The sequence below is a fragment of the Pedobacter soli genome (genome assembly GCF_900101435.1).
GTDB classification, from domain to species: Bacteria; Bacteroidota; Bacteroidia; order Sphingobacteriales; family Sphingobacteriaceae; genus Pedobacter; species Pedobacter soli.
Genome location: NZ_FMZH01000007.1, coordinates 309,456 through 332,516, shown reverse-complemented (window position 1 = coordinate 332,516; position 23,061 = coordinate 309,456). Strand labels below are relative to the sequence as shown.

Here is a 23,061-nt window from a genome sequence, read left to right as displayed (position 1 = left end):
AACGCTACAATCTATTTATTCAACAATTCACTAAAACACATGCAAAAAATAATAATATTGCTATGCGCAGTTTTGTGCATAACACGTGCCTACGCACAAGATAATTTTAAAATAACGGTTAAAGACAAGGGGAATAATTCGCCATTACAGGGCGTAACCATTCTTGTTAAAGGAACCGGTATTATTGCTAAAACTACCGAAAACGGAACAGCAAGCCTTAATAACATTCCGGCAGGCAAACAAACACTGATTATCAGGAATGTTGGTTACGAAGAACAATTGATAACCTTAAATTTTCCTTTAAAACAAACTGTTCCGCTCGAAATCCTTTTAGCAGCTTCAGAAGATGAGCTCGAAGAAGTAATTGTTTCTTCTACCCGAACCAGCCGCAGCATTCAAAATACACCTACCCGGGTAGAAACTATAGAACTGGAAGAAATTGACGAAAAAAGCAACATGAGGCCAGCCAACGTTTCGATGATCTTACATGAAAGCACCGGAATTTCGGTACAGCAGACCTCGGCAACCAGTGCCAATGCGAGTATCCGGATTCAGGGTCTCGACGGGCGTTATACACAGCTGCTAAAAGATGGTTATGCCAGTTTTGGCAATTTTGCCAGCGGGCTGAGTATACTTGAAATCCCGCCTTTGGATTTAAGTCAGGTAGAGATTATTAAAGGCCCCTCTTCTACCTTGTATGGTGCAGGTGCCATAGCCGGAGTAGTGAATTTCATTTCGAGAACCCCAAAAGAAAAGGCCGAATTTAACTTTATTGTAAACCAATCAAATGTGGGGCAAACCAATATCGGTGGCTTTGGTATGCAACGCAATAAAAAATTTGGTTACAGCCTTTTAGCATTGGCTAATTTTCAAAAAGCTTACGATGTTGATGATGATGATTTTACCGAACTACCCAAAACGAAAGATTTTACGATCCACCCTAAATTATTCTTCTATCCTAACGAACGCACAACTTTAGTTATTGGCAATGCTTTTACCAAAAGTGACCGCACCGGAGGTGACATATTTGTTGTGAACAGTAACGCAGATGCCAATCACCGCTATTTCGAAACCAATAACAGCATCCGGAATACTTCAACACTCGATTTTAGCTACAAAACCAACGAAAAAGATCTATTGAAGCTTAAAACCAGTTTCAATTATTTTAAACGTGGTATTGCTATACCGGATTATCGTTTTGATGGTATTAACTATAATGCCTATACCGATATCAGCTATTTGAAAAATATCGAGAACCAGAGTTTAATTTTTGGGGCTAACCTGGTATACGACGACTTTCAGGAACAAAACCGGGCTGTAAGCCTAGCCAAAAACTTCACCACGAAAACAGCGGGCGTTTATGCACAGCAAACCTGGGACATTACCCAAAAATTTAAGCTGGAAAGTGGCATGCGTATCGATTTTGTAAATTATTTTAATGCCAATTACAGCAAAAACGAAGCTTTTATACTACCCAGAATCTCGGCATTATACAAATTTAACGATAAATGGAGCTCGCGCATTGGTGGTGGATTAGGTTATAAAACGCCTACCCTATTTACTGAGCAAACCGAAACTTTCCAATACCAAAATCTGCTGCCCTTAAACCAGGTAAAGGCCGAGCGGAGCTATGGAGGTACAGCAGATGTGAATTATAAAACCAATATTGGTGAAGACTGGATGATTAGCCTGAACCAAATGTTTTTTTATACCCGGATTAGCAATTCGACAATTTTATTACAAGATGCTGTCGGTAACTTTCATTTCGAAAACACCAGTCTGCCTGTACAAAGCAAAGGTTTTGAAACCAATGCTAAAATAATCTTTAAAGAGTATTTTAAGCTTTTTGCAGGCTATACCTTTACCAGTGCCAAAGCAGATTACCTTCCTGTTATACAAAATATCAGGCTTTTACCTCAAAACAAATTAAACCTGGCCTTGCTTTACGAAAAGGAAAGGAACTTTAAAATGGGGCTGGAAGGTTACTTTACCGACAGGCAATACCTGTACAATAACCAGCAAACCAACCCATTCTGGGAATTTGGTTTTATGGCTGAAAAGGTTTTCGGTAAGGTATCGGTATTTGTTAATGCAGAAAACTTTACCGATACGAGGCAAAGCAGATATAAAAGTGTAGTAAACGGGTCGCACCTCAACCCTACTTTCGACGATATCTGGACGCACACCGAAGGCAGAACTTTTAATGCAGGGATAAAGTTAAAGCTCTAAAAATGAAATAATAAAAAATAATACTTGCAGGTGCATTAGATTATCGTACCTTTGCAGCCGCTCCGGATGCTTCCACTCCGGAGTTAAGAAAGCCTTTCAGCAATGAGAGGCTTTTCTTATTTAAGGGTATTTTGAAGTGAATCAAATAAGTTTTGTCGTAATATAAAAAACTATATCACGCCAAAAACATGTTTTAAAGAGTAGTTTTGGCGTGATATAAAATCAAATTACCGATAAAAAGCAATGTTATTTACTTTTTAGCACAATTACTGCCAGAGGTGGCAGATTAACATCTACGGCATATTTTTGGTTATTATGCCCTTGCTCATGCGGCGTAATAACGCCTTTATTATTGATGCCACTTCCGTAGTAGATAATATCGTCGGTATTAAAAATTTCAGTCCACCCTGTTTTAAAAGGCACACCTATTCTATAGTGCTCGCGCACTACCGGAGTAAGGTTTATGGCAATTACCAAAGTATCTTTTGCTTTAGGTCCTTTGCGCATGTACACAAATACCGATTCGTTAGCATTATCGGCATCCAGCCATTCGAAACCTTCGTAACTAAAATTAAAATGATACAAGGCAGGCTCTTTTCTGTAAAGGAAGTTTAAGGCCTTAACAGTTTCCTGCATCCCTTTGTGCGGTGCATACTGCAAAAGATGCCAATCCAGTGATTGGGTAAAATTCCACTCATTGGTTTGACCAAACTCGTTGCCCATGAAAAGCAGTTTAGCGCCCGGATGGGTAAACATGTAAGCGTATAAAGCCCTCAGGTTAGCAAATTTCTGCCAGTCATCGCCCGGCATCTTATACAACATAGGCGATTTACCATGCACTACCTCATCGTGAGAAAAAGGAAGCATAAAATTTTCGGTAAAGGCATAGGTCATGCTAAAGCTCAACTGGTTATGGTGATGCTTTCTACCCAAAGTATCTACCTTAAAATACTTTAAAGTATCATTCATCCAGCCCATCATCCATTTCATGCCAAAACCCAGCCCACCGGCATGTACCGGATGGGTTACGCCCGGATAGGTACTGCTTTCTTCGGCTATAGTTTGTACACCCTCAAAATTGCCATACACAGCAACATTCAGGTCTTGCAAAAACTGTATTGCACCTAAATTTTCACTTCCACCGTACTCATTGGTGGCCGATTCTCCTTCTTCGCGCGAAAAATCGAAATATAGCATCGAAGCCACCGCATCTACCCTTAACCCATCAGCATGGTACTGATCCAGCCAGAACATCGCATTGCTGATCAGGAAAGACCGTACTTCATTCCTGTCGTAATTGAAAATATACGATTTCCAATCAGGATGGAATCCTTTGCGCATATCCGCATGCTCGTATAAGTGCGTTCCATCAAATTCATACAAACCATGCCTGTCGCCCGGAAAATGCGAAGGTACCCAATCGAGTATTACAGCAATATTGGCTTTATGCAAGGCATCAATAAGATACATTAAATCCTGTGGTGAGCCATAGCGCGAACTTGCGCCGAAATAACCCGTAATCTGATAGCCCCAGCTGGGAAAAAACGGAAATTCCATTACCGGCATGAGCTCCACATGCGTAAAACCCATTTCTTTTACGTAAGGTACCAGCCTGTTCGCAACTTCCCGGCAGGTTAAAACACGTTCGGGATCATCCGGATCGCGCTCCCAGGAGCCCACATGTACTTCATATACCGATATGGGCTGATCTAAAGCATTTAATTTGGCTCTTTTATTTAACCAGGTTTTATCTTTCCAGGTATAATCGGTATCCCAAACAATAGAAGCGGTCTGCGGTGGGTGCTCCCACCTGCGGGCATAAGGATCGCCTTTTAAATGTTCCGATTCATCAAATCCTTTTACAAAATACTTGTAAACTTCGCCTTTGGCAATACCCGGAATAAAACCTTCCCAAATACCAGATTTATCCCATCGCTTGTATAAGCTATGCGAAGCATTATTCCAGCCATTAAAATTACCAACCACAGCCACATTAATGGCATTGGGTGCCCATACCGAAAAGTAAGTTCCGGACGTACTATCAACACTGATCAGGTGCGAACCCATTTTCTCGTAAAGCCTGAAATGCTTTCCAACCAGAAAAAGATCAATATCGTAATCGGTAAATAAACTGTGTACCCAAACTGCTTTCGTGTGGTCTGTTTTGATTAAAGCTGTTTTTTTTGCGTTAACTTTTTTTGCTGCTGGCATAGATATTTTTGGCTAGATAAATTAAGCCCCAAATGCTAAACAACATTTGGGGCTAAAAGATTTACAGACTTAAAATCTGAATCTCAGAGAAATTTTTATTGCATTTGAAATGCAGTACATGCTGATCGTCGGTATAGAAATCGCTCACCTCTTTATTATCGATAATAATCTTTCTCACCTGGAATTTTACCCCGATAATATTGCAAACATAAAACTCGTAGTTCGGGGTATACAACCCTTCAATACGTTGATTTACTTTTATGGCTTGCGTATCGCCTTTTACAGTAAATTTCTTCTCAAGGTAAATATCCTGCTCGTAGGCAAAAGTATCACCATGATCTTCGTACATATACGAATTTACTTCGTAATCGGTATGGTAGATATTTAACACTACTTCTGTAATCGATTTTTCATCTACATACTGCATTACCGGATATTCTGGTAAAACAGAACCTGCACGCACAAACATTGGCATACTGTCTATCTTAGCATCAACAGTATATTCGTTACCTCCCTCCAAAATCTCATTAGTCCAGAAATTATACCAGGTGCCTTTAGGCAGATAAACTTTGCGCGAAATAGCTCCCTGTTCCAATACCGGACAGATTAAAAGCTTATCGCCATAGCAAAACTCATCCTGACGGAAACTGTTGCTGATATTCTCCTGCTCAAGCATTACCAGTGGCCTTAAAATCGGGAAACCAAAGCGGTGATGCTCCCAGAAAACCGAATATAAATAAGGCATCAAACGGTACCTTAATTCAATAAACTTGCGGTTAATATTTTCGAAAAACTCGCCGAAGCTCCAGGGTTCGCGCTCAGCAGTATCTCCGGCAGAATGCGCACGCATGAACGGCGAGAAAGTACCCAGCTGAATCCAGCGGGTAAACAATTCGCCATCCGGCTCGCCGCTAAAGCCACCAATATCTGTTCCGCAGAAAGGCACACCAGAAACCGATAAACGCTGGCACTGGATATTTCCGATCTTTAAGTGTTCCCAGGTAGCAATATTATCACCAGTCCACACACTTGCGTAGCGCTGCATACCCGAATACCCTGCTCTGGTAATGGTAAATGGACGTTTGTTTCGCATCAGTTTTTTCAGTCCCTCGTAAGTTGAACGAACCATTTGCATACCATAAACGTTGTGCGCTTTACGGTGCGAACCACGGTAACCGTCATAATTGTGGCGTACATCGTTCGGGAAAGTGCCCGAACCAAACACAGCAGGTTCGTTCATATCGTTCCAGAAACCAGCAACCCCCATATCTACCAGTTCTTTGTATAGATTACCCCACCAGCTACGTACCTTCGGGTTGGTAAAATCGGGGAACTGGCAGCGTCCGGGCCAAACGTGCCCTTCCATATAATAGTCGTCGCTGCGGCGACAGAAAAATCTTTTCTCTTTACCTTCTTTAAACACCCAGTAATCATCGTCGACTTTAATACCCGGATCTATCATCACCACGGTTTTAAAACCATCATCAGAAAGTTCTTTGATCATACGCCTCGGATCCGGAAAATATTTTTTGTTCCAAGTAAAGCAGCGGTAGCCATCCATGTAATCGATATCCAGGTAAATGGCGTCGCATGGAATTTTACGTTCCCTGAACTGTCTGGCTATTTCTTTAACCTTGGCTTCTGGATAATAGCTCCAGCGGCATTGCTGATAGCCCAAAGTCCATTTTGGAGGCATTGGATGCGTACCGGTTAAAGTTGCATAACGTTTAACCACATCCATAATATGCGGCCCATGTATGTAATAGTACTGCAATTCGCCACCATCGGCCCAGAAACTGGTTTTATTTACATCTTCCGATCCAAAATCGAAGTACGATTTAAAGGTATTATCGAAAAAGATACCATAGGCAGCCTGATTGTGCAAACCGATATAAAATGGTATGGTACGGTAGAGTGGGTCCTGGTTCCATCCAAAAGAATAGGCATCGGTATTCCAGTTTTCGAAACGGCGGCCACGAAGGTTAAAATTTCCTGATTTATCGCCTAAACCAAAGAAGTTTTCTTCGGGATGGCATTTTTTGGTGGCATAAATGTAATAGCCCCCAAAATCTACATTTTCTTCCCAGTGCATCGCATTGGCATCGCCAACCATTTCTACATTGGTAATATTATCTGAAAAGGAAATATGAAAGTTTTCCTTGTCGATTTTACAAGTTACTGCATGGGTTGAAATGCTGTAATGATCTTCGTGCTCCTGCATTTTAAATACCGAAACCTTTTGATCTACCTCAGGTACAGCGTAAGAAAAATCATCTAAAAAAACGCCATGTGGCGCCAAGCGCACCCTGATAATGTCGTCGCTAACCACGCGAACTTCTACCCTTGCATCACCGTCAGAGAAATAAAAACGATTGCCCTCTTTCTTTACTTTTTTTACCGCACCAAGATATTGTTTTACAATTGGCTTTACCGATATATCTACAGGATTGTTCAGGTGCTGTATTTCCTGTTCCTGCTCAATCAGCTCATTTATTTCGTTGCTTTTGTCGTTTTGCGCTTCCATCCTTATATCTATAATTTAAAATTAATAGCTCTTAAACCGGGATAGTGCTTAAGAAAGTACTATAATACAAATATTTTATTAAAAGGAATCAAGCTTTTTTTCAAGGCATGTTGATTAAAGTGTATTATTTACACTAAGGCAAATCATTCTCTATGCCGGTAAACTAAAAAAAATAATTTCAGAAGCCTTACAAAGCCTTTTTTTGAAGCAATTACCATTCGCAGGAAAGTTTTATTTGTAACATCTTTTTTTGAAATATCTTCAAATACTCCTGTCTATACTCTTCTGTTAAAAAACTCTTTTCAATCATGCTCTTAACATTCTTAGCTTGCTTTGAAAAGTCTGCATATATACTTTCTCTAACCTTGTCTGCAATTCCCAAACTAACCGTAAACTGATCAAAGTCAGCTCTTTTAATTTTTTGCTTTCTGCCTCCTAAAGTTAAAGCCAAATCCTCCTGATCCCTCGGATAAATTAAGTTAACATTTAGCAAATCATAAGCTGGCGAAAACAGAATACCTCGATCAGTATGTAACAGGGAAAAATTCTTAAGATGCATATCATTATTACCTGTTAAAAATGAAAATAGCACTAACCTGAAGAATTTGATCGCATCTAGTCCAGAGTTTGAAGCATACTGCTTAATAACCTTTCCTACACGCTCATAAGAACTTTTATATTTTTGTTCGGTTAGCAATTCAGAAAGTTGGCATAAATCTTCCACGTGAACTTTTTTACCTTTAAGGCGGTCAAATCTTTTGGTGATATAAGCAAGTTCATTTGCTGAGGTTCTAATTAACGCGTGTTGGGCAGTTTCAATTTTAAAGAGCCTGGCCAGGTGCATCGTCAGATCTTCTACTTCTGGCATAAATTTAAAATCCGTTGATTGCGGCTTCAATATAAAATCTCCCCACAGCCCCACCAAAGTTAACCGCTTGTTGCCTTTCTCTCCAACTAAACTCAATGATATCTTAGGCTGAACCCCAGTGATTGCCAGTCTTTCATTTACAGTAAACTCAGCCAATTGATTTAGCTTTTCTTTATCCAGCGATAATTTTGGAATTTCAACTGTTCCAAAAAACTTCTTTGAGCAAGCAGCATGATACTCACCGGTATCTACAGATTGATAGCAAAACAAACAACTAGCCATTGCCCTCCACCTCCACTGGGTATACAGAAACCGCTCCAATGGTATCTCTACATAAATTTATTAACAGCTCAAAACGGTCATTTGGGTTAAGTTTCCAATATTTTTCACCAATATCCAGCAACCAACCTTCTGGTATCAGCCCATCAAAAAATGGGAACAGCACTTTGTTATGGTATGGATTTTCAGAAAGCGGCAAAGTCAGACTAACCACAAAAGCATTTTCACTTTTCAAATAACCAAAATCATATTGAAATGTGTATCCGTTATCTGTTTCAGAAAGACTCCCAGCCAACTGATTTTGATAGTATATCTTTGCTTGCCTAAACATTTCTTACAAGATTAATAACGCCAACTTCCTTACCAAATAAGGCCAAAACATCATTTACCTTATCTAAACGAAGGGTTTTCTTGCCCTGCTCTAGATCACGAATAAAATTTAATCCAACACCTGCGTTCAGCGCTAAATCTTCCTGGGTTAAGCCCAATTCTTTCCGTTTAGCTTTTACAAAACCTCTTATTGCTTCCATATTATATCCTATCGGATATAAATATAGTAATTTAAACTTACATTATATGCTATCGGATATAAAAAATAAAATATAGTCAAAATTTATAGCCGAAAGGATATAAATTAACAAATATTGATAAGATACTTGATCACAAAAAACTTTACCAATTTCCTGACCGTTAACAATGACTTCAATGCTTTAAGGGAAAAATATGGGAATTTATAAAGGATGATCTAAGAGATGTAATTACTCATCAACAATACATTCAACATCTCCGCAATAACAAAAAGCCCCCTGTACCTTTATACAGAGGGCCGCTCAAAACTCAATAAGTTTACTATGGGTTAAATGTCAATCCAACATAATAGATTGCGCCAGCCATAGGATTACCATAAGAAGTGATATAATATTTATTCAACACGTTCGAACCACCAAGTTTAACAACCGAGTTTACTGACGGAATCCTTAAACTAACCTGCGCATCCAAAGAGCTGTATGCAGGTACCTGGCCTGAGGCGAAAGATGAATTCCAGTAGAACTGGTCTTGCCAGCGATAAGAAACATTGAAACCAAAGTTTTTAATAATTTCTTTATTGCCTAAGCCCAGGTTATAACGGATTTTTGGGGTATTGAAATCATTGATGTAGTTAGCAGGCAAGTCTCCAATCTGGTTATAAGAAACGTTACCACTTACATTCCATTTGCCTACCAGGTAATCAAGACCTAAAGCCCCACCGTAAGAAGTTACTTCGCCCTCGGCATTAACCGGAACACCAAATTTAACAAAGCTTCCGCCTACATTCTGGTAAACATCAACCGCGGTGATAAAATCTTTATAGATGTTATAATAGCCATAAGCATCAACCAGTAAGTTCGGCAACAATAAGCCTTTGTAACCTAACTCATAAGATTGTACGCTCTCAGGACGAACACCTTTGGCATCGAAATTATATTGTTGCAGCAGTGCCGGATTAGGAGTTCCTGTAGCGGCAGCTGAAGCTAAGAATGCACGATAACTTACATCAGTATAAGGTTTATTGGTATCTAAATGATATTTGCTAAACATAATTTCAGGCAAACCACCAATTAAACGTTGCGAACCACCACCAACAGATAAATCGATATATTGGTTCTGCGTAGTTGGATTGCGGTAACCGGTTTGGTAAGAAACCCTGATATTGTTGTTTTTAGCTACCGTAAATACGCCGGTGATCCTTGGTGTAAACCTGCCCTCAAAATTCTGGCTTTTATCATAACGGCCGGCAACAGTAAACTTAACTTTATCATTAAAGAATTTCTTTCCAATCTGTCCAAATGCACCGTATTCTTTAATGTCGATTGAATTAATTAAATCATTAAAAATTGTTCCTGCAGAGTTTAAATCATAAAGACGGTAAGAAGCACCAACCTGAAACTCTACAACTTTATCAAAAAGATTGGTAAAATTGTACATACCCTCGTAATGGTACAAGTTTGATTTATCATCGAATTTAGCACCATAAATACCTTTTGAAGGATCTGAAGCACTGATTGTGGTATTCATGATCTGATCTTTAGCCTGTATAAACTGAGGAGAACCCGGCTCGAAACGGCCCTGGTTAGCAGCAGTTCTGGCTAAAGCATGTGCCGCAGCATCGCCCTGACCGGCAGCTCTTGCACCTACATAATTACCAATATATTGCGGAAACCAGGTTGTAGATGGTTTTGAAAGCTCATTAATATAACTACCTAAAATAGAAGAAATATAAGAATCGCCAGAGCGTTCCTGAGTAGTGTAAGCTTTAACAAAGAAGTCTTCACCTTTAATCTCCAGTTTATACTGACCAATATTAAAATTACGCAACGAATAACGATCAGAACCGGTGTAAACCGAAGTTCCTGTTCCCCAATTGGCTTGCGCTACAGCCTGTACGGTGTTGCTGATATTGTAATACAAGGCACCCGAAGCTTTTAATGATTTGGTATTGTAATCAACCAGGTTTTCTTCATTATAACCTGTTCTTGAAACGTTTTGATCAGGAATTAAATTGGCTTTTAACCCTACATAAAAAGGGAAATAATTTTGTACCGCCGGACGTAGTGCAGCAGGCAAGCTTGCAAGGAAACCAGCTTGTTGCGTCGCATTTGGGATAGCTGCACCAAAGGCTCCATCCATGGTCGCTTTAATATTAGGAATTAAACCGCCCGAACCTGCATTGATTCCTGAGATTGTAGCATTCTGCACGCTTAAGGCAACGTTTCGCATATTCTGACTTACTTCATCGCCATACACATTTATACCATCATAATTGGTATCGCTATTGCGGTCTCCGGCTTTTGCTGTTCTTGCAATCCTATCGAAATTTGAATAGTTATTTCCCATCCAATCTTTGGCCTGTAAAAACGAGAAAGCTGCTTTTACGCCGAACTTATTATTCCATGATTTAGCCATGCGTACATCCAGTTGGTTAAATGGTTGTACAGTGCTGTTATCATCATTAACGTGATTTACCCCTGTTTTATACTGAAAACTGGCACCTGGGAATTTGAACGGATCTTTTGAAGTCATTAACAGCGTACCGTTAATACCCCCCGCACCATAAAGGGCTGATGAAGCACCTGGTAATAGCTCCACATTATCTACATCCAGTTCTGTTATACCTACAATATTACCTACCGAGAAATTCAGTCCCGGCGCCTGGTTATCCATTCCATCAATATACTGGTTAAAACGGGTATTACCATTAGAGTTGAAACCACGTGTGTTGATCGATTTAAACGTTAAACTCTGCATACTGCTTTCCACCCCTTTCATGTTGTTCAGGGCATCGTAAAACGAAGGAGCAGCAATTTCTTTAATGGTTGCAGCACTCATGCGCTCGATAGAAACCGGCGATTCTAAAATTCGCTCAGGGGTACGTGAAGCCGAAACTACCACATCACCACCCAGTACAACCGCAGTTTCGAGCTCTAAATTAATACCAGTAGTACTTCCAGTAATTTGCTGTTCTACCGTACCATAACCTACATAAGAAGCTACTAGTGTAAAAGGAACTTTAGCCGATGTCGTAAATGTAAAACTACCATTGCTTGTAGAGGCTGTACCGCCCGATTGGCCTTTGATGGTTATGCTTACCCCTGCCAATCCTTCTTTAGATTGCTTGTCTTTTACGGTTCCACTTACCGTAGTATTCTGTGCCTGTGCTGCTAAACTACCAGCAAACACAAATAATAACACATAAAAGATCTGTGTAAAAATTCTGCTCATACGCGATTGTTAATTTGGTTGTTTGTATTATTAGTTACATAAACTTAAATTCTTTTTTTGAATTAAACAAATTATGTAAGCATAATAATTTCAATTCAAATTATAATTTTGATTGATATACAGTTTGTTGTATTTTGCAGTAAACATAAACCGTCATTTTGCCCTATCTTCGCAAAAGACTTGTTACTAACCATTATGAATAAAATTAAAGCCCTGTTCTGCGTCGTTGTGCCAATCGCATTAGCTTTTTTATTTAATACCAAATTAGGCAATACACCACCTCTTCTCAAATTCCTTGATCCTTTTATGGGTCTTTGGCAAAATGCCGAAAACAATCATTTTATGTTTAACCATAAAGCCAAAATTAAAGGCGCAACCGATAAAATAGAAATCGTTTTCGACGACCGCATGATTCCGCATATTTTTGCGCAAAATGATCATGATCTATACCTCGCCCAGGGCTATGTTACCGCCATGCACCGCCTTTGGCAAATGGATTTCCAAACCCGTTTTGCTGCCGGGAGAATAAGTGAAGTAGTTGGTGATAAAGCCATTGAAGTAGACCGCTACCAGCGCCGCATGGGCATGGTTTATGGTGCAGAAAACTCATTAAAAGGGATGATGGCCGATCCTAAAGCGAAAGAAATGATCGAGGCTTACACCGAAGGGATTAATGCCTATATCAAAACCTTATCTAAAGCCAATTACCCTTTAGAATATAAAATACTCGATTTTAAACCCGAAAACTGGACTCCGGTTAAATGTGCTTTGCTGTTGAAACAGATGTCGGCGGTTTTGGCCATGGGCTCTGACGAGTTCTATATGACCAACATCCTCAAAAAATTCGGCCCGGAAGTAACCAAAGATCTTTTCCCGGATTATCCTTTCCGTGAAGATCCGATTATACCGGTAGGCACAAAGTGGGATTTTACTCCACTACCGGTTCCAAAAACACCAGAAAGTTTTACTCAGGCACTAACTGGCGAGGTAAAAACGAAAGAGAAAATAGAAGGTATAGGCAGTAATAACTGGGCGCTATCGGGCACAAAAACCGCTTCAGGTTACCCCATTCTGGCTAACGATCCGCACCTGGATTTAACTTTACCTTCTATCTGGTATCAAATTCAGTTACATGCACCGGGCGTAAATACTTACGGCGTTTCTTTACCGGGCGCACCGGGCGTAATTATTGGTTTTAACCAGAAAATTGCCTGGGGTGTAACCAATGTTGCAGCCGATGTACTCGATTTTTACCAGATTAAATTTAAAGACAGCAGCCACAACGAGTACTGGTACAACAACCAATGGAAAGCGACAACAAAACGGATGGAGGTGATTAAAATCCGTGGTGCTAAAGATGAAATTGATACCGTTTACTACACACACCATGGGCCGGTGGTTTATTTTCAGAAACCAAAATACAGCCGGGCAAATAATGTACCTGTTGGCGATGCTTTAAGGTGGATTGCACACGATCAATCCAACGAGCTGATGACTTTTTATTACCTGAACCGGGGTAAAAACTATGCAGATTACCGTAAAGCTTTAACTTTTTATACCGCCCCGGCACAGAATTTTGTTTTTGCCAGCGTAGATAATGATATCGCCATTACGCCAAACGGAAAATTCCCGCTCAAATGGAAAGACCAGGGTAAATTTATTTTAGATGGTACCGACCCGGCTTACGACTGGCAAGGCTGGATTCCGGCGGCCCAGAACCCGACCGTTAAAAACCCACCGCGGGGTTTTGTGAGCTCGGCAAATCAATCTTCAACCGATACCACCTATCCATACTATATTAACTGGGAATTTTCACCTTACGAAAGGGGAAAAAGGATTAACGACCGCTTAACTGCGATGAGTAAAGCCACTATGGATAGTATCCGCCTGATGCAGACCGATAATTACAGTATTCTGGCGCAAAACCTCCTTCCGGCCTTACTCCCACTACTGAATAACGAACAATTGAACGCTACGCAGAAAGAAGCATTAAGCTATGTAAACAAGTGGAATAAGCACTATGATGCTAATGAGATTGCAGCAAGTGTTTTCGAAATATGGACCAAACGGCTAAGCTTTGATATTTGGGCAGATGAATTTGAGGTAAAAGGTATCCCGATGCGTTACCCATCCAGAGACCGCATGGTAGAAATGATTTTAAAGGAACCTAATGCCCCATGGTATGATAACATCCACACCAGTAAAAAAGAAAGCCTGGCAGATTTGGTAAACGAATCTTTTAAATACAGCTGCGATAGTTTGGAGAGAAGATTTGGCCCTATAAACAAAGACTGGAACTGGGCTAATGTAAAACAAAGCAATGTACCTCATTTAGCCAAAATACCTGGATTTGGTTCAAAAATTCTGCAAATAGGCGGAGCTAAAAGTACCATTAATGCTTTAGGAGAAACCAATGGTCCATCATGGCGGATGGTGATCGAATTGGGCAAAAAACCTAAAGGGCATGGCGTTTACCCTGGCGGGCAATCGGGTAACCCGGGCAGTAAATTTTATGACAACATGATCGATACCTGGGCCAATGGCCAACTTTACGATCTGTTTTACATGCAAAGCGCCGATGATAAATCGGGCACAGTTATTTCACGTTTAAAAATTTCTAAATAATCAAAAATGGTTTTCATCGTTATCGCAGTTATCTGTTTTTTCTTACAAATGATCGCTCCATGGTGGGTAATTATTGTAATTTCTTTTGCCACCTGCGGCATTATCGGTAAAACAGGAAAAATAGCATTCTGGCAATCATTCCTCGCTATATTCTTATTGTGGATTGGTTATGCTTTATTTAAAAGCCTGCCCAACGATAATTTGCTGGCCGGCCGTGTTGCGGTAATGACCGGAGTTAAAATCTGGTGGATATTGCTTTTGCTCACCGGTATTTTAAGTGGCCTGGTTGCCGGAATCAGCGGTTATTGTGGTTATCATTTTAGAATGGCTATGCTGGCCAAAAAAACTGACAAGAAAATAGCATAATGCTTTGTACTTTTGCGGCGTGAATTTAACAGCTGAAGATATATTTTCTGTACAAAGTGGCGATGGATTTAAAACATTAGCCCTAAACATTTTCAGGTTTCAGGCCCAAAATTGCAAGGTATATGGCGAGTACATCCACCATTTACGTGTTGATATTGACCAGGTAAAAACCATTGAGCAGATTCCATTTTTGCCGATTAGTTTTTTTAAAAGCCATGCTATTTTAAGCAGCGAGGCTCCTGTAGAAATTACCTTTAGCAGTTCGGGTACAACAGGTATGGTTCAAAGCAGCCACCATGTAACCGATGTTAAATTATACGAACAGAGTTATCTGCAGGCCTTTGCCCAATTTTATGGCGATGTAACGGAATATTGCTTTCTGGCATTATTGCCTTCTTATCAACAGCGATCGGGTTCATCTTTAATTTACATGGTTAACGACCTGATTGAAAAAAGCGGGCACCCGCAAAGTGGTTACTTTTTATACAATCACGATGATTTGTTGCAAACCCTGCTCAAGCTGAAATCAAAAAAGCAAAAAACAGTTTTAATTGGCGTAACCTATGCACTGCTCGATTTTATAGAGCAGCATGATATCGACTTCCCTGAGCTAATTGTAATGGAAACAGGTGGCATGAAGGGCAAGCGCAAAGAAATGGTACGTGAAGAATTACATGAGCAGTTAACCAAAGGTTTTGGCGTAAAATCGATCCACAGTGAGTACGGAATGACTGAATTGCTTTCTCAGGCTTATTCTTTAGGCGATGGGGTATTTAACTGTCCAAACTGGATGAAGGTTTTAATCCGCGATACCAACGATCCTTTAAGCCTGGTAGCACAAGGCCGCACAGGTGGTATTAATGTAATTGATCTGGCCAACCTCAATTCCTGCAGTTTTATTGCTACGCAGGATTTAGGGAAAATTAATCCTGATCAGAGTTTTGAAGTGCTGGGCAGGTTCGACCATGCCGATATCAGGGGTTGCAACCTTTTGGTGCAGTAAGTTAGTTTACTTTACTAGAGCAATTGGCACAAAGGCCTGTAGCAATCAGGTTAAGGTGTTCTACTTTAAAACCTGCAGGCACCTTTAACGCCGGAATCTTAACACTATCTAAACAGTAAATTTTATGGCAGTTGTCGCAGTTAAAATGGACATGCTCATCATGGTGTTCGTGTGCACTGCAACCTTCTGAACAGATGGCATAGTTAGCTGTTCCCTGCTGGTCGAGTACTTTATGGATAATTCCTTTTTCTTCGAAAGCCTGCAAAACACGGTAAAGCGTAACGCGGTCAGCATCTTTACCCATTACCTGCTCTAAATAAGGCTGTGAGGTTGCAGAATCGCGGCTACTCAAAATCTCAAGCACCTGCAAGCGCGGGGCGGTTCTTTTTAAACCGTTTTTAACCAAAAGTTTTTCGAAACGCTCTGTGTTATTTTCCATAGCAATACAAAATTAACAATTAAATAACGAGTTTGGCATTTTTAATTGTGATTGGCGGTGCATAGCTGGCATCTTTCTGCTCTAATTTTAATATTCCCTTTACCTTAATGGGCTTTTCGCTGTAAGGTATGGCACTTTCCATTTCAATCATGATCATTACCGGAATTCCGTTTTGCCCACAAAAGTAACATTGGTTAATGGGTAAAGTTGCCAACAGAAACTGTTGCTGCTTTGCTCCGCTTTTAATGGGGATCAGATAACCTTTCAACTCAAATTCACGGTTTTGAAAACGTTTTATCGACTCTGAAAATATAGGTAAAAGCTCGTTCTTTTCTGTTAGTTCGAATTTAACAGAGGCAATTACATCCCAGTTAAGCGAACGTAACTGATCGTTAGGATTGTGTTTCTGGTTTTGTGCCTTTGCTATAAAACAGGTAGCAAGCAAAGAAAAAATCAGCAATAGTCTTTTCATTTTTGTACAGCATCTAAGAGGAAAAAGGTTGACCGGCTATCCCCGGAATCGTTAATCTCCAGCTTTCCCTTAATTAAAACAGGTGCATCGGTCCATTTAATTGGCTTTAGCATTTTTACCTCTACCATAGATGGGATATCGCCCGTGCCGCAATAAGGGCAGGAAGCGATGGGCACAATAGAGAGCATAAACTCTGTAAAACTGTTGCCCACCCTGGTTGGAATAATATAGCCTGGCAATTCAATTACTTTATGGTTTATGGCTTTTAACGCCGGCGGAAAAACAACCTGCCAAACCAATGGTTTAACCTGCTTATCGTATTTCAGGCCAATCAGGTTCCAGTTGGTCGTACGCATATCAGCATGAACCTGTGCCTTTGCACCAAAAGAAACGAATAACAATACCCATATCAACACTATTCTCATATTACAACTGTTTAGCGTTTAAGAGAAAAAATTCGCTTCTGTCATCACCCGAATCGTTAATGATAAACAGGCCCCGCAGCTTTATTGGTTTTTCTGTTATCGGAATAGGGCTTAACATTTTAACCTGTATCATGGCTGGTATATCGCCAGAGCCACAATATGGACATGAAGCAATGGGTACAATAGAAAACATAAATTCGGTAAACCGCTGCCCTACTTTGGTTGGAATAATGTAACCCGGCAATTCAATTACCTTATTGTTTAGCCGCTTCAGTGCCTGCGGGAAAACACTCCCCCATTTTCCGGGAGCAATTTCTGCATCGTAACGCAAACCAATTAAATTCCAGGTTGGCGTGCGCATGTCGGTATGTACCCGAACCTGCGCAGCCACTAGCTGGAAACCTAAACATAAAACAACCAATCCAGTTAATTTTTTCATCACTTAGCGGGCCTTGGTGAGCGTTTCAGCAATATCTACCTTATAGATTTGTAAAGCTGGTATTAGCGAAGCCAATACACCGGTAAAAAAGCCTGTAGCAATTAAATACAACTCCTGTGGTACGATAAACATTCCGCTAAGCCTGGCCTGCGATGATTCCTGATAGCTCCCAATCAGCTCGAGTGCTACATGGCCAATCAACAAACCCAAACAGGTACCTATAGCCGTAACCAGCAAACCATCTAATACCACCAACCAGAACAACTTAAATTTGGATGCCCCTAAACAGCGCATTACAGCCAAATCGTATTTGCGTTCTTTCATGGCGTTGTACAAACTGATAAAAATGCTCAATGCAGCGATGCCCATAATCAAAACAGCAAACCATTTTAGCGTATCTACCCCCACTCCAATTAAAGAAAACAGTCTGGCACTCTCCATTGCTGGCGATGCAGCTTGCATATTGGTACTCTGGTTCACCATCCTCGGAAACACAATAACCGACATGGGCGAGCGGTACTGAATTAAAATTGAGGTAATCTGTTTGTTATTAATCTCTTTACTTTCAGTAGCCGAATGTTCATGCTCTTCTTCCGGCGCTTCGTGTATTTTATAAACACTGCCAATATTGGTAAGAATGAGGTTATCGGTGATATTGCCTTGCGGTTTTAAAATGCCTTTTACCACGTAGGCATGCTGCTTATGGATATCGCTGCTACCAGTAAGTCCGTGGGCGCCGAAAAAGGTATCACCAATATGCAGTTTAGCCGTTAATGCTACCGTGTTGCCGATAGTAACCTCCAAATCTTTTTTCCAGAAATTGCCACCTTGAAGCGACAAGCCATATAATCCCGTAAAAGTAGTATCGGTACCCACAATGCGGTAACCGTTGTAATTATCGCCGAGCGCCAGTGGAACAGCCCTTTTTACCATCGGGTTTTTCATTAACCGGTAAGCATCTGCCGCCGGAATGTTTCCAGTTGGGAAATCGATATGGTAAATGCTGCTCATAATCAGTTGCAACGGGCTTCCTTTTGCTCCTACAACCAAATCAATATCTTTAGCATTTTTTTCGAGCTTATTGCCAATCTGATTCGCCGCTAAAAAAAGTATGGTTAAAATACCTACCCCAAAGGCCACCAAAATGATGTTTAAAAGTGTAGCCAACTTATTTCTGTACAGGTTTTGGCTGCTTATTTTCAAGATATTCATTACAGTAAATAGGTTTTAGTAATGTATTTACACACCCGCTGATCGTGTGTAGCAATAACCAGGGCAGCCCCGTTTGCCCTGGCCTGAGTGGTAAGCATTTCAGTTACCTGTGCAGCATTTACATCATCAAGGCTCGAGGTAGGTTCATCAGCAATCAGCAAATCGGGTTTATTAACCAGTGCACGTGCTACTGAGACCCTTTGCAGCTGCCCTTGACTTAACTGAGCAGGATAGTTTTGCGCTTTATCGGCAATGCCAAGTTCGCTTAACAGCGCCAGGTTATGTTCGCTATCTATTGGTACACCTGCCATTAAAGCTGCCAATTCAAGGTTATCGAGTACATTGAGCGACTGAATCAGGTGAGGCCTTTGAAAAACAATACCAATATTTTTTCCCCTGAATTGGTCCATCCTGCGTGCAGGCAAAGTATACAAATTGGTGTCATGAATGAAAACCTCCCCCTGGCTAGGTTTCAGCAATCCGGCAATGATGTTAAGCAAAGTGCTCTTGCCACTTCCCGAAGCGCCCAGTAAAAGCCAGTGTTCCATATCAGCAATTTCCCAGTCGGGAAAAACAATTCTTCTTCCCTGCTCATAATTATGGGCTAGCGATGTGATGTTAATCATGACGGGTAGCTTTTTCCAGGTTTTTAATTACCAGGTTTTTAATGGCATAGTGCCTGTATAGTGTCATGGCATCGTTAGTTCCATGCTTACAGCCTGGATTGAGCACTGAAATAAATAACAGTGCCGGAATGAAAAAGACTTTAGGGTGCTTGAACATATCGCAAAGGGTAAAAGATTTAATGGTTATGGTTTACGGGGCAGGTTTTGAGTAGCCGGAGGTTAAGATAATGTGCCAATGCTATGGTAAATCCGCCAAGTGGAATCAAAACAGGTTCCAATGCCTCCAGGTCCGAGAAATGCCCGAAAGCAATAAAAATAAAACCTAAAATAAGTATCAGTATGGGCATAATACGCTGGTGTTGCTTTCTATAACCCGAGCTTAAGCTCCACACGCCCAACACCAGCGAAACGGCAATCATGGTAATTTCAACAGCTTCATTGGCTAAAAAGCCCATCCCCCAAATGGGTAAAACCGTAATTACAAATGGAAGTACCGCGCAATGTATGGCACAAAGTGTTGAGGCAGTGATCCCCAACCTGTCGAGGTTAATTTTATAGCTACGCTGTTTCATCAATTTAAATTTAGTCGACAAATATAAAAGCAATAAAGTTGCATTTAAAATATTCAACATTATATTTGCAACATAATTGCATTAACATGATAAAGAAATTACCAGGAACCGTATTAAGCGGTTTCTTAGGCAGTGGAAAAACCACCTTACTCAATGCCATACTTCAAAACAAGCAGAACTTAAAAGTGGCTGTAATTGTGAACGATATGAGCGAAGTGAACATTGATGCTGCTTTGGTTAAAAACCAGCATACCCTCTCTAAAACAGAAGAAAAACTGGTAGAAATGAGCAATGGATGCATTTGCTGCACCTTGCGTGAAGATTTGATGATTGAAGTAGAAAAACTGGCTAAAGAAAACCGTTTCGATTACTTGTTGATTGAGAGTACCGGCATTTCTGAGCCCATACCTGTTGCGCAAACTTTCTCTTTCATTGATGAAACTTCAGGTATTGACTTAAGCCGTTTTAGCCGCTTAGATACGATGGTTACTGTTGTAGATGCCTATAACTTTTACAAGGATTTCGGCTCTGCCGAAAAACTCGCAGACCGGAACATGACTGATGATGCAGCCGACAAACGCACGATTGTAAACCTGCTTACCGATCAGATAGAATTTGCCAATGTTATTCTGTTAAACAAAGTAGATCTGGTAAGCGAAAACGATATTCGGGTTTTAAAAGCTTTAATTTCGAAATTAAATCCTGGTGCCAAAATTTACCAAACCCTTTTCGGCGAACTTGATCCGGCTTTAATTTTAAATACCGGCTTATTCGATTTTGAATCAGCGGCCGAAGGGGCGGGCTGGAAAAAAGAGCTTGAAGAAATTCACCAACCGGAAACCGAGCAGTACGGAATTAGCTCAACTGTTTTCCGCTCGAAAAAGCCTTTTCACCCGCAAAGATTATGGGATTACATTAACCATGAATTTCCACCACATATTATCCGCTCGAAAGGTATTTTTTACCTGGCCGCCATGCCAGACCAAGCCATTAATTTCTCACAAGCTGGTGGCTCTTTACGCATCGATCTGGCTGGTGTTTGGTGGGCCAGCATGAACAAAAGCGAAAGAATGCAATATACAGACTACCTGGAGAACGAAGCAGAGATACATGTAGAGTGGGATAACGATTTTGGCGACCGCAAAAACGAACTGGTTTTTATTGGTCAGGAAATGGATAGTGCAGCATTGAAAGCATCGCTTGAAACCTGTTTACTTAGCCCGGCAGAGATCGCAGCTTATAAAATTGGTGCCAAGTTCGAAAATCCGTTTGAACGGGTAATTCCATACCAGTAATTATCAGATTAATTCAACTTATAAATTAGAAATCGCGCTTTTTTATGCCCAGGATGCGTGAAAGAATAAAAACCGACCATAATTAGTCGATTAAATGAACAAAATGGTCGTTTATTAATGGTATTCGCGATCAGGATATTGTGTAAGTTTGATTAATCCCAAACAAACTATAATATCATGACATCAACCAAGGACCAAACTGTTGTTACAGGCTGTCCGCCATGTCCGAAATGCAAAAATTTCGAGACATACAGAGTGCCGCGAGGTTTTCTCTTTAAAACACTTATGCCATGGGTATCGGTTAAACGCTACAAGTGTTATAAATGCTTTAATAAGTTTTACGTAACCAGGTAATACCATAAACAAGAAAGCCACTTTAAAAGCGGCTTTCTTGTTCCTCTCTTATTCTGCAATTAAAAGGAAATAGTTTTTCTTTCCTTTCTGAACTACAATAAATTTATTGTTAATGAGGTTTTCAGCATTAAATACTTGGGCGGCATCAGTAACCTTTTCTTTATTTACAGAAACTCCACCACCCTGGATCATTTTTTTTGCTTCGCCCTTTGATGGAAAAACGGAAGCCTTTTCTGTAAGTAAAGTGGCAGCATCAATTCCAGCGGCTAGTTCAGCTTGCGAAATTGTAAGCTGAGGAATACCTTCAAACATTTCTAGAACGTGATTATCCGAGAGTGTATTCAAAAATTCCAAAGTCCCATTAAATAAAAATTCAGTGGTTTTTATAGCTGTTTCTAAAGCTTCTACAGAGTGTGTTTTAATGGTAATTTCTTCTGCCAAAGCTTTTTGTAAAATACGCAGGTGCGGTGCCGCATCGTGTTCTTTTTCCAATGCTTCAATTTCGGCCTGGGTCTTAAGCGTAAAAATACGGATCCATTTCTTCACATCATCGTCAGATGATTTTAACCAAAACTGGTAAAATTTATATGGAGAAGTTTTTTCCGGATCTAACCAAACGGCACCACTCTCGGTTTTACCGAACTTAGTACCATCAGCTTTTTTAATCAATTGGGTGGTAATGGCGTAGGCTGTTCCCTGATCTTTTCTTCTAATTAACTCGGTACCAGTAACAATATTTCCCCACTGATCTGATCCACCCATTTGTACCAGGCAGTTTTCGTTTTTCCATAAATGGTAAAAATCATACCCTTGTATCAACTGGTAACAGAATTCGGTAAAGGATAAACCGGAATCACCTTCCAAACGGCGTTTAACGCTGTCTTTGGCCATCATGTAGTTTACGGTAATGTGTTTACCAACATCTCTGATAAAGGTAAAAAGGTTCATATCTTTAAACCAATCGGCATTATTAACCATTACTGCTCCATTGCCGCCTTCTTCAAACTTCAGGAATTTAGCCAGTTGCTTTTTCATTCCCTTCAGGTTATGCTCAATCATTTCAGGCGTTTGAAGATTACGCTCGTCAGATTTTCCTGATGGATCGCCAACCATACCCGTAGCGCCACCCACCAAAGCAAAAGGCTTATGGCCGGCGTTCTGAAAATGGATAAGGGTCATGATTTGCGTCAGGTGACCAACATGCAATGAATCTGCAGTAGGGTCAAAACCGATATAACCAGAAGTCATACCTTCGTTTAACTTTTCTTCAGTATTCGGCATAATATCATGTAGCATGCCACGCCACCTTAACTCTTCAACAAAATTCGTCATTGTACAAACACTTTAATAATTGTGCGTGCAA

The 23,061-nt window shown here is 40.5% G+C and carries 20 protein-coding genes; 5 read left to right on the top strand and 15 right to left on the bottom strand.

The genetic code is table 11. The annotated features are described in order from the left end of the window. Positions 1 to 39 precede the first annotated feature (39 nt). Positions 40 to 2,229: a TonB-dependent receptor gene (locus BLR37_RS16975; RefSeq protein ID WP_090770599.1), complete on the top strand. Its 2,190-nt coding sequence runs from the start codon at positions 40 to 42 to the stop codon at positions 2,227 to 2,229. A gap of 246 nt (positions 2,230 to 2,475) precedes the next feature. On the opposite strand, the gene glgB is transcribed toward BLR37_RS16975, so the two are convergent. The 6 genes from glgB to BLR37_RS16945 all read right to left on the bottom strand — a co-directional run bounded on the left by glgB (position 2,476) and on the right by BLR37_RS16945 (position 11,870). Continuing rightward, positions 2,476 to 4,440: a 1,4-alpha-glucan branching protein GlgB gene (glgB, locus tag BLR37_RS16970; RefSeq protein ID WP_090770597.1), complete on the bottom strand. Its 1,965-nt coding sequence runs from the start codon at positions 4,438 to 4,440 to the stop codon at positions 2,476 to 2,478. Positions 4,441 to 4,501: 61 nt separating this feature from the next. Then, a complete protein-coding gene (locus BLR37_RS16965) occupies positions 4,502 to 6,964 on the bottom strand; it encodes a glycoside hydrolase family 31 protein (RefSeq protein ID WP_090770595.1) in 2,463 nt (820 codons plus the stop codon). 211 nt (positions 6,965 to 7,175) lie between these two features. Continuing rightward, positions 7,176 to 8,102, bottom strand: coding sequence for a HipA domain-containing protein (locus BLR37_RS16960; RefSeq protein WP_244154682.1), 927 nt, complete (start codon positions 8,100 to 8,102; stop codon positions 7,176 to 7,178). 4 nt (positions 8,103 to 8,106) lie between these two features. Then, complete coding sequence (locus tag BLR37_RS16955; protein ID WP_090770592.1) at positions 8,107 to 8,442, bottom strand: HipA N-terminal domain-containing protein; 336 nt, start codon at positions 8,440 to 8,442, stop codon at positions 8,107 to 8,109. After that, positions 8,435 to 8,641 carry a helix-turn-helix transcriptional regulator gene (locus BLR37_RS16950; RefSeq protein ID WP_090770590.1) on the bottom strand — a complete coding sequence of 69 codons (207 nt, stop codon included), beginning with the start codon at positions 8,639 to 8,641 and terminating at the stop codon, positions 8,435 to 8,437. The genes BLR37_RS16955 and BLR37_RS16950 overlap by 8 nt, the downstream gene beginning before the upstream one ends. Before the next feature lie 319 nt (positions 8,642 to 8,960). Then, a complete protein-coding gene (locus tag BLR37_RS16945; RefSeq protein ID WP_090770588.1) occupies positions 8,961 to 11,870 on the bottom strand; it encodes a TonB-dependent receptor in 2,910 nt (969 codons plus the stop codon). Positions 11,871 to 12,065: 195 nt separating this feature from the next. Between BLR37_RS16945 and BLR37_RS16940 the strand changes: the two genes are divergently transcribed. From BLR37_RS16940 to BLR37_RS16930, 3 genes are read left to right on the top strand one after another with little or no spacing between them, the layout of a single operon-like run. Further along, positions 12,066 to 14,495, top strand: coding sequence for a penicillin acylase family protein (locus BLR37_RS16940; RefSeq protein ID WP_090770586.1), 2,430 nt, complete (start codon positions 12,066 to 12,068; stop codon positions 14,493 to 14,495). A 6-nt stretch (positions 14,496 to 14,501) separates the two neighbouring features. Next, positions 14,502 to 14,861, top strand: a complete 360-nt coding sequence (locus BLR37_RS16935) for a hypothetical protein (protein ID WP_039478083.1) — start codon at positions 14,502 to 14,504, stop codon at positions 14,859 to 14,861. Between the two features lie 19 nt (positions 14,862 to 14,880). Then, the gene (locus tag BLR37_RS16930) at positions 14,881 to 15,864 is read left to right on the top strand and encodes a LuxE/PaaK family acyltransferase (RefSeq protein WP_208599674.1); all 984 of its coding nucleotides are present in this window, start codon (positions 14,881 to 14,883) and stop codon (positions 15,862 to 15,864) included. Position 15,865: 1 nt separating this feature from the next. Here BLR37_RS16930 and BLR37_RS16925 read toward each other — a convergent pair whose 3' ends face one another. From BLR37_RS16925 to BLR37_RS16895, 8 genes are read right to left on the bottom strand one after another with little or no spacing between them, the layout of a single operon-like run. Continuing rightward, positions 15,866 to 16,303, bottom strand: coding sequence for a Fur family transcriptional regulator (locus BLR37_RS16925; protein WP_039478079.1), 438 nt, complete (start codon positions 16,301 to 16,303; stop codon positions 15,866 to 15,868). Between the two features lie 19 nt (positions 16,304 to 16,322). Continuing rightward, positions 16,323 to 16,775, bottom strand: coding sequence for a hypothetical protein (locus tag BLR37_RS16920; protein WP_244154681.1), 453 nt, complete (start codon positions 16,773 to 16,775; stop codon positions 16,323 to 16,325). Continuing rightward, positions 16,772 to 17,200: a hypothetical protein gene (locus tag BLR37_RS16915; RefSeq protein WP_090770582.1), complete on the bottom strand. Its 429-nt coding sequence runs from the start codon at positions 17,198 to 17,200 to the stop codon at positions 16,772 to 16,774. Before BLR37_RS16915 ends, BLR37_RS16920 begins: the two co-directional genes overlap by 4 nt. 1 nt (position 17,201) lies before the next feature. Beyond that, the gene (locus BLR37_RS16910) at positions 17,202 to 17,639 is read right to left on the bottom strand and encodes a hypothetical protein (RefSeq protein WP_090770580.1); all 438 of its coding nucleotides are present in this window, start codon (positions 17,637 to 17,639) and stop codon (positions 17,202 to 17,204) included. 3 nt (positions 17,640 to 17,642) lie between these two features. Next, entirely contained in the window at positions 17,643 to 18,851 is a 1,209-nt protein-coding gene (locus tag BLR37_RS16905; RefSeq protein ID WP_090770578.1) for an ABC transporter permease, read from the bottom strand. Beyond that, entirely contained in the window at positions 18,851 to 19,477 is a 627-nt protein-coding gene (locus tag BLR37_RS16900; protein ID WP_090770575.1) for an ABC transporter ATP-binding protein, read from the bottom strand. The genes BLR37_RS16905 and BLR37_RS16900 overlap by 1 nt, the downstream gene beginning before the upstream one ends. After that, on the bottom strand, positions 19,470 to 19,634 hold the full coding sequence (locus tag BLR37_RS25400; RefSeq protein ID WP_167356633.1) for a hypothetical protein: 165 nt from the start codon (positions 19,632 to 19,634) through the stop codon (positions 19,470 to 19,472). The genes BLR37_RS16900 and BLR37_RS25400 overlap by 8 nt, the downstream gene beginning before the upstream one ends. Before the next feature lie 19 nt (positions 19,635 to 19,653). Next, positions 19,654 to 20,049: a MerC domain-containing protein gene (locus tag BLR37_RS16895; RefSeq protein WP_090770706.1), complete on the bottom strand. Its 396-nt coding sequence runs from the start codon at positions 20,047 to 20,049 to the stop codon at positions 19,654 to 19,656. Positions 20,050 to 20,135: 86 nt separating this feature from the next. Here BLR37_RS16895 and BLR37_RS16890 point away from each other — a divergent pair, with 86 nt between their 5' ends. Then, positions 20,136 to 21,344, top strand: coding sequence for a GTP-binding protein (locus BLR37_RS16890; RefSeq protein ID WP_090770573.1), 1,209 nt, complete (start codon positions 20,136 to 20,138; stop codon positions 21,342 to 21,344). A 402-nt stretch (positions 21,345 to 21,746) separates the two neighbouring features. On the opposite strand, the gene tyrS is transcribed toward BLR37_RS16890, so the two are convergent. Then, entirely contained in the window at positions 21,747 to 23,030 is a 1,284-nt protein-coding gene (gene tyrS / locus BLR37_RS16885) for a tyrosine--tRNA ligase (protein WP_090770571.1), read from the bottom strand. Positions 23,031 to 23,061: the final 31 nt, after the last annotated feature.

Excerpts from the sequence above, each read along its gene's own strand:
- BLR37_RS16975 (WP_090770599.1), top strand. The coding sequence starts at position 40 with ATGCAAAAAATAATAATATTGCTATGCGCAGTTTTGTGCATAACACGT.
- glgB (WP_090770597.1), bottom strand. The coding sequence starts at position 4,440 with ATGCCAGCAGCAAAAAAAGTTAACGCAAAAAAAACAGCTTTAATCAAA.
- BLR37_RS16965 (WP_090770595.1), bottom strand. The coding sequence starts at position 6,964 with ATGGAAGCGCAAAACGACAAAAGCAACGAAATAAATGAGCTGATTGAG.
- BLR37_RS16955 (WP_090770592.1), bottom strand. The coding sequence starts at position 8,442 with ATGTTTAGGCAAGCAAAGATATACTATCAAAATCAGTTGGCTGGGAGT.
- BLR37_RS16950 (WP_090770590.1), bottom strand. The coding sequence starts at position 8,641 with ATGGAAGCAATAAGAGGTTTTGTAAAAGCTAAACGGAAAGAATTGGGC.
- BLR37_RS16945 (WP_090770588.1), bottom strand. The coding sequence starts at position 11,870 with ATGAGCAGAATTTTTACACAGATCTTTTATGTGTTATTATTTGTGTTT.
- BLR37_RS16940 (WP_090770586.1), top strand. The coding sequence starts at position 12,066 with ATGAATAAAATTAAAGCCCTGTTCTGCGTCGTTGTGCCAATCGCATTA.
- BLR37_RS16935 (WP_039478083.1), top strand. The coding sequence starts at position 14,502 with ATGGTTTTCATCGTTATCGCAGTTATCTGTTTTTTCTTACAAATGATC.
- BLR37_RS16925 (WP_039478079.1), bottom strand. The coding sequence starts at position 16,303 with ATGGAAAATAACACAGAGCGTTTCGAAAAACTTTTGGTTAAAAACGGT.
- BLR37_RS16920 (WP_244154681.1), bottom strand. The coding sequence starts at position 16,775 with ATGAAAAGACTATTGCTGATTTTTTCTTTGCTTGCTACCTGTTTTATA.
- BLR37_RS16915 (WP_090770582.1), bottom strand. The coding sequence starts at position 17,200 with ATGAGAATAGTGTTGATATGGGTATTGTTATTCGTTTCTTTTGGTGCA.
- BLR37_RS16910 (WP_090770580.1), bottom strand. The coding sequence starts at position 17,639 with ATGAAAAAATTAACTGGATTGGTTGTTTTATGTTTAGGTTTCCAGCTA.
- BLR37_RS16905 (WP_090770578.1), bottom strand. The coding sequence starts at position 18,851 with ATGAATATCTTGAAAATAAGCAGCCAAAACCTGTACAGAAATAAGTTG.
- BLR37_RS16900 (WP_090770575.1), bottom strand. The coding sequence starts at position 19,477 with ATGATTAACATCACATCGCTAGCCCATAATTATGAGCAGGGAAGAAGA.
- BLR37_RS25400 (WP_167356633.1), bottom strand. The coding sequence starts at position 19,634 with ATGTTCAAGCACCCTAAAGTCTTTTTCATTCCGGCACTGTTATTTATT.
- BLR37_RS16895 (WP_090770706.1), bottom strand. The coding sequence starts at position 20,049 with ATGAAACAGCGTAGCTATAAAATTAACCTCGACAGGTTGGGGATCACT.
- BLR37_RS16890 (WP_090770573.1), top strand. The coding sequence starts at position 20,136 with ATGATAAAGAAATTACCAGGAACCGTATTAAGCGGTTTCTTAGGCAGT.
- tyrS (WP_090770571.1), bottom strand. The coding sequence starts at position 23,030 with ATGACGAATTTTGTTGAAGAGTTAAGGTGGCGTGGCATGCTACATGAT.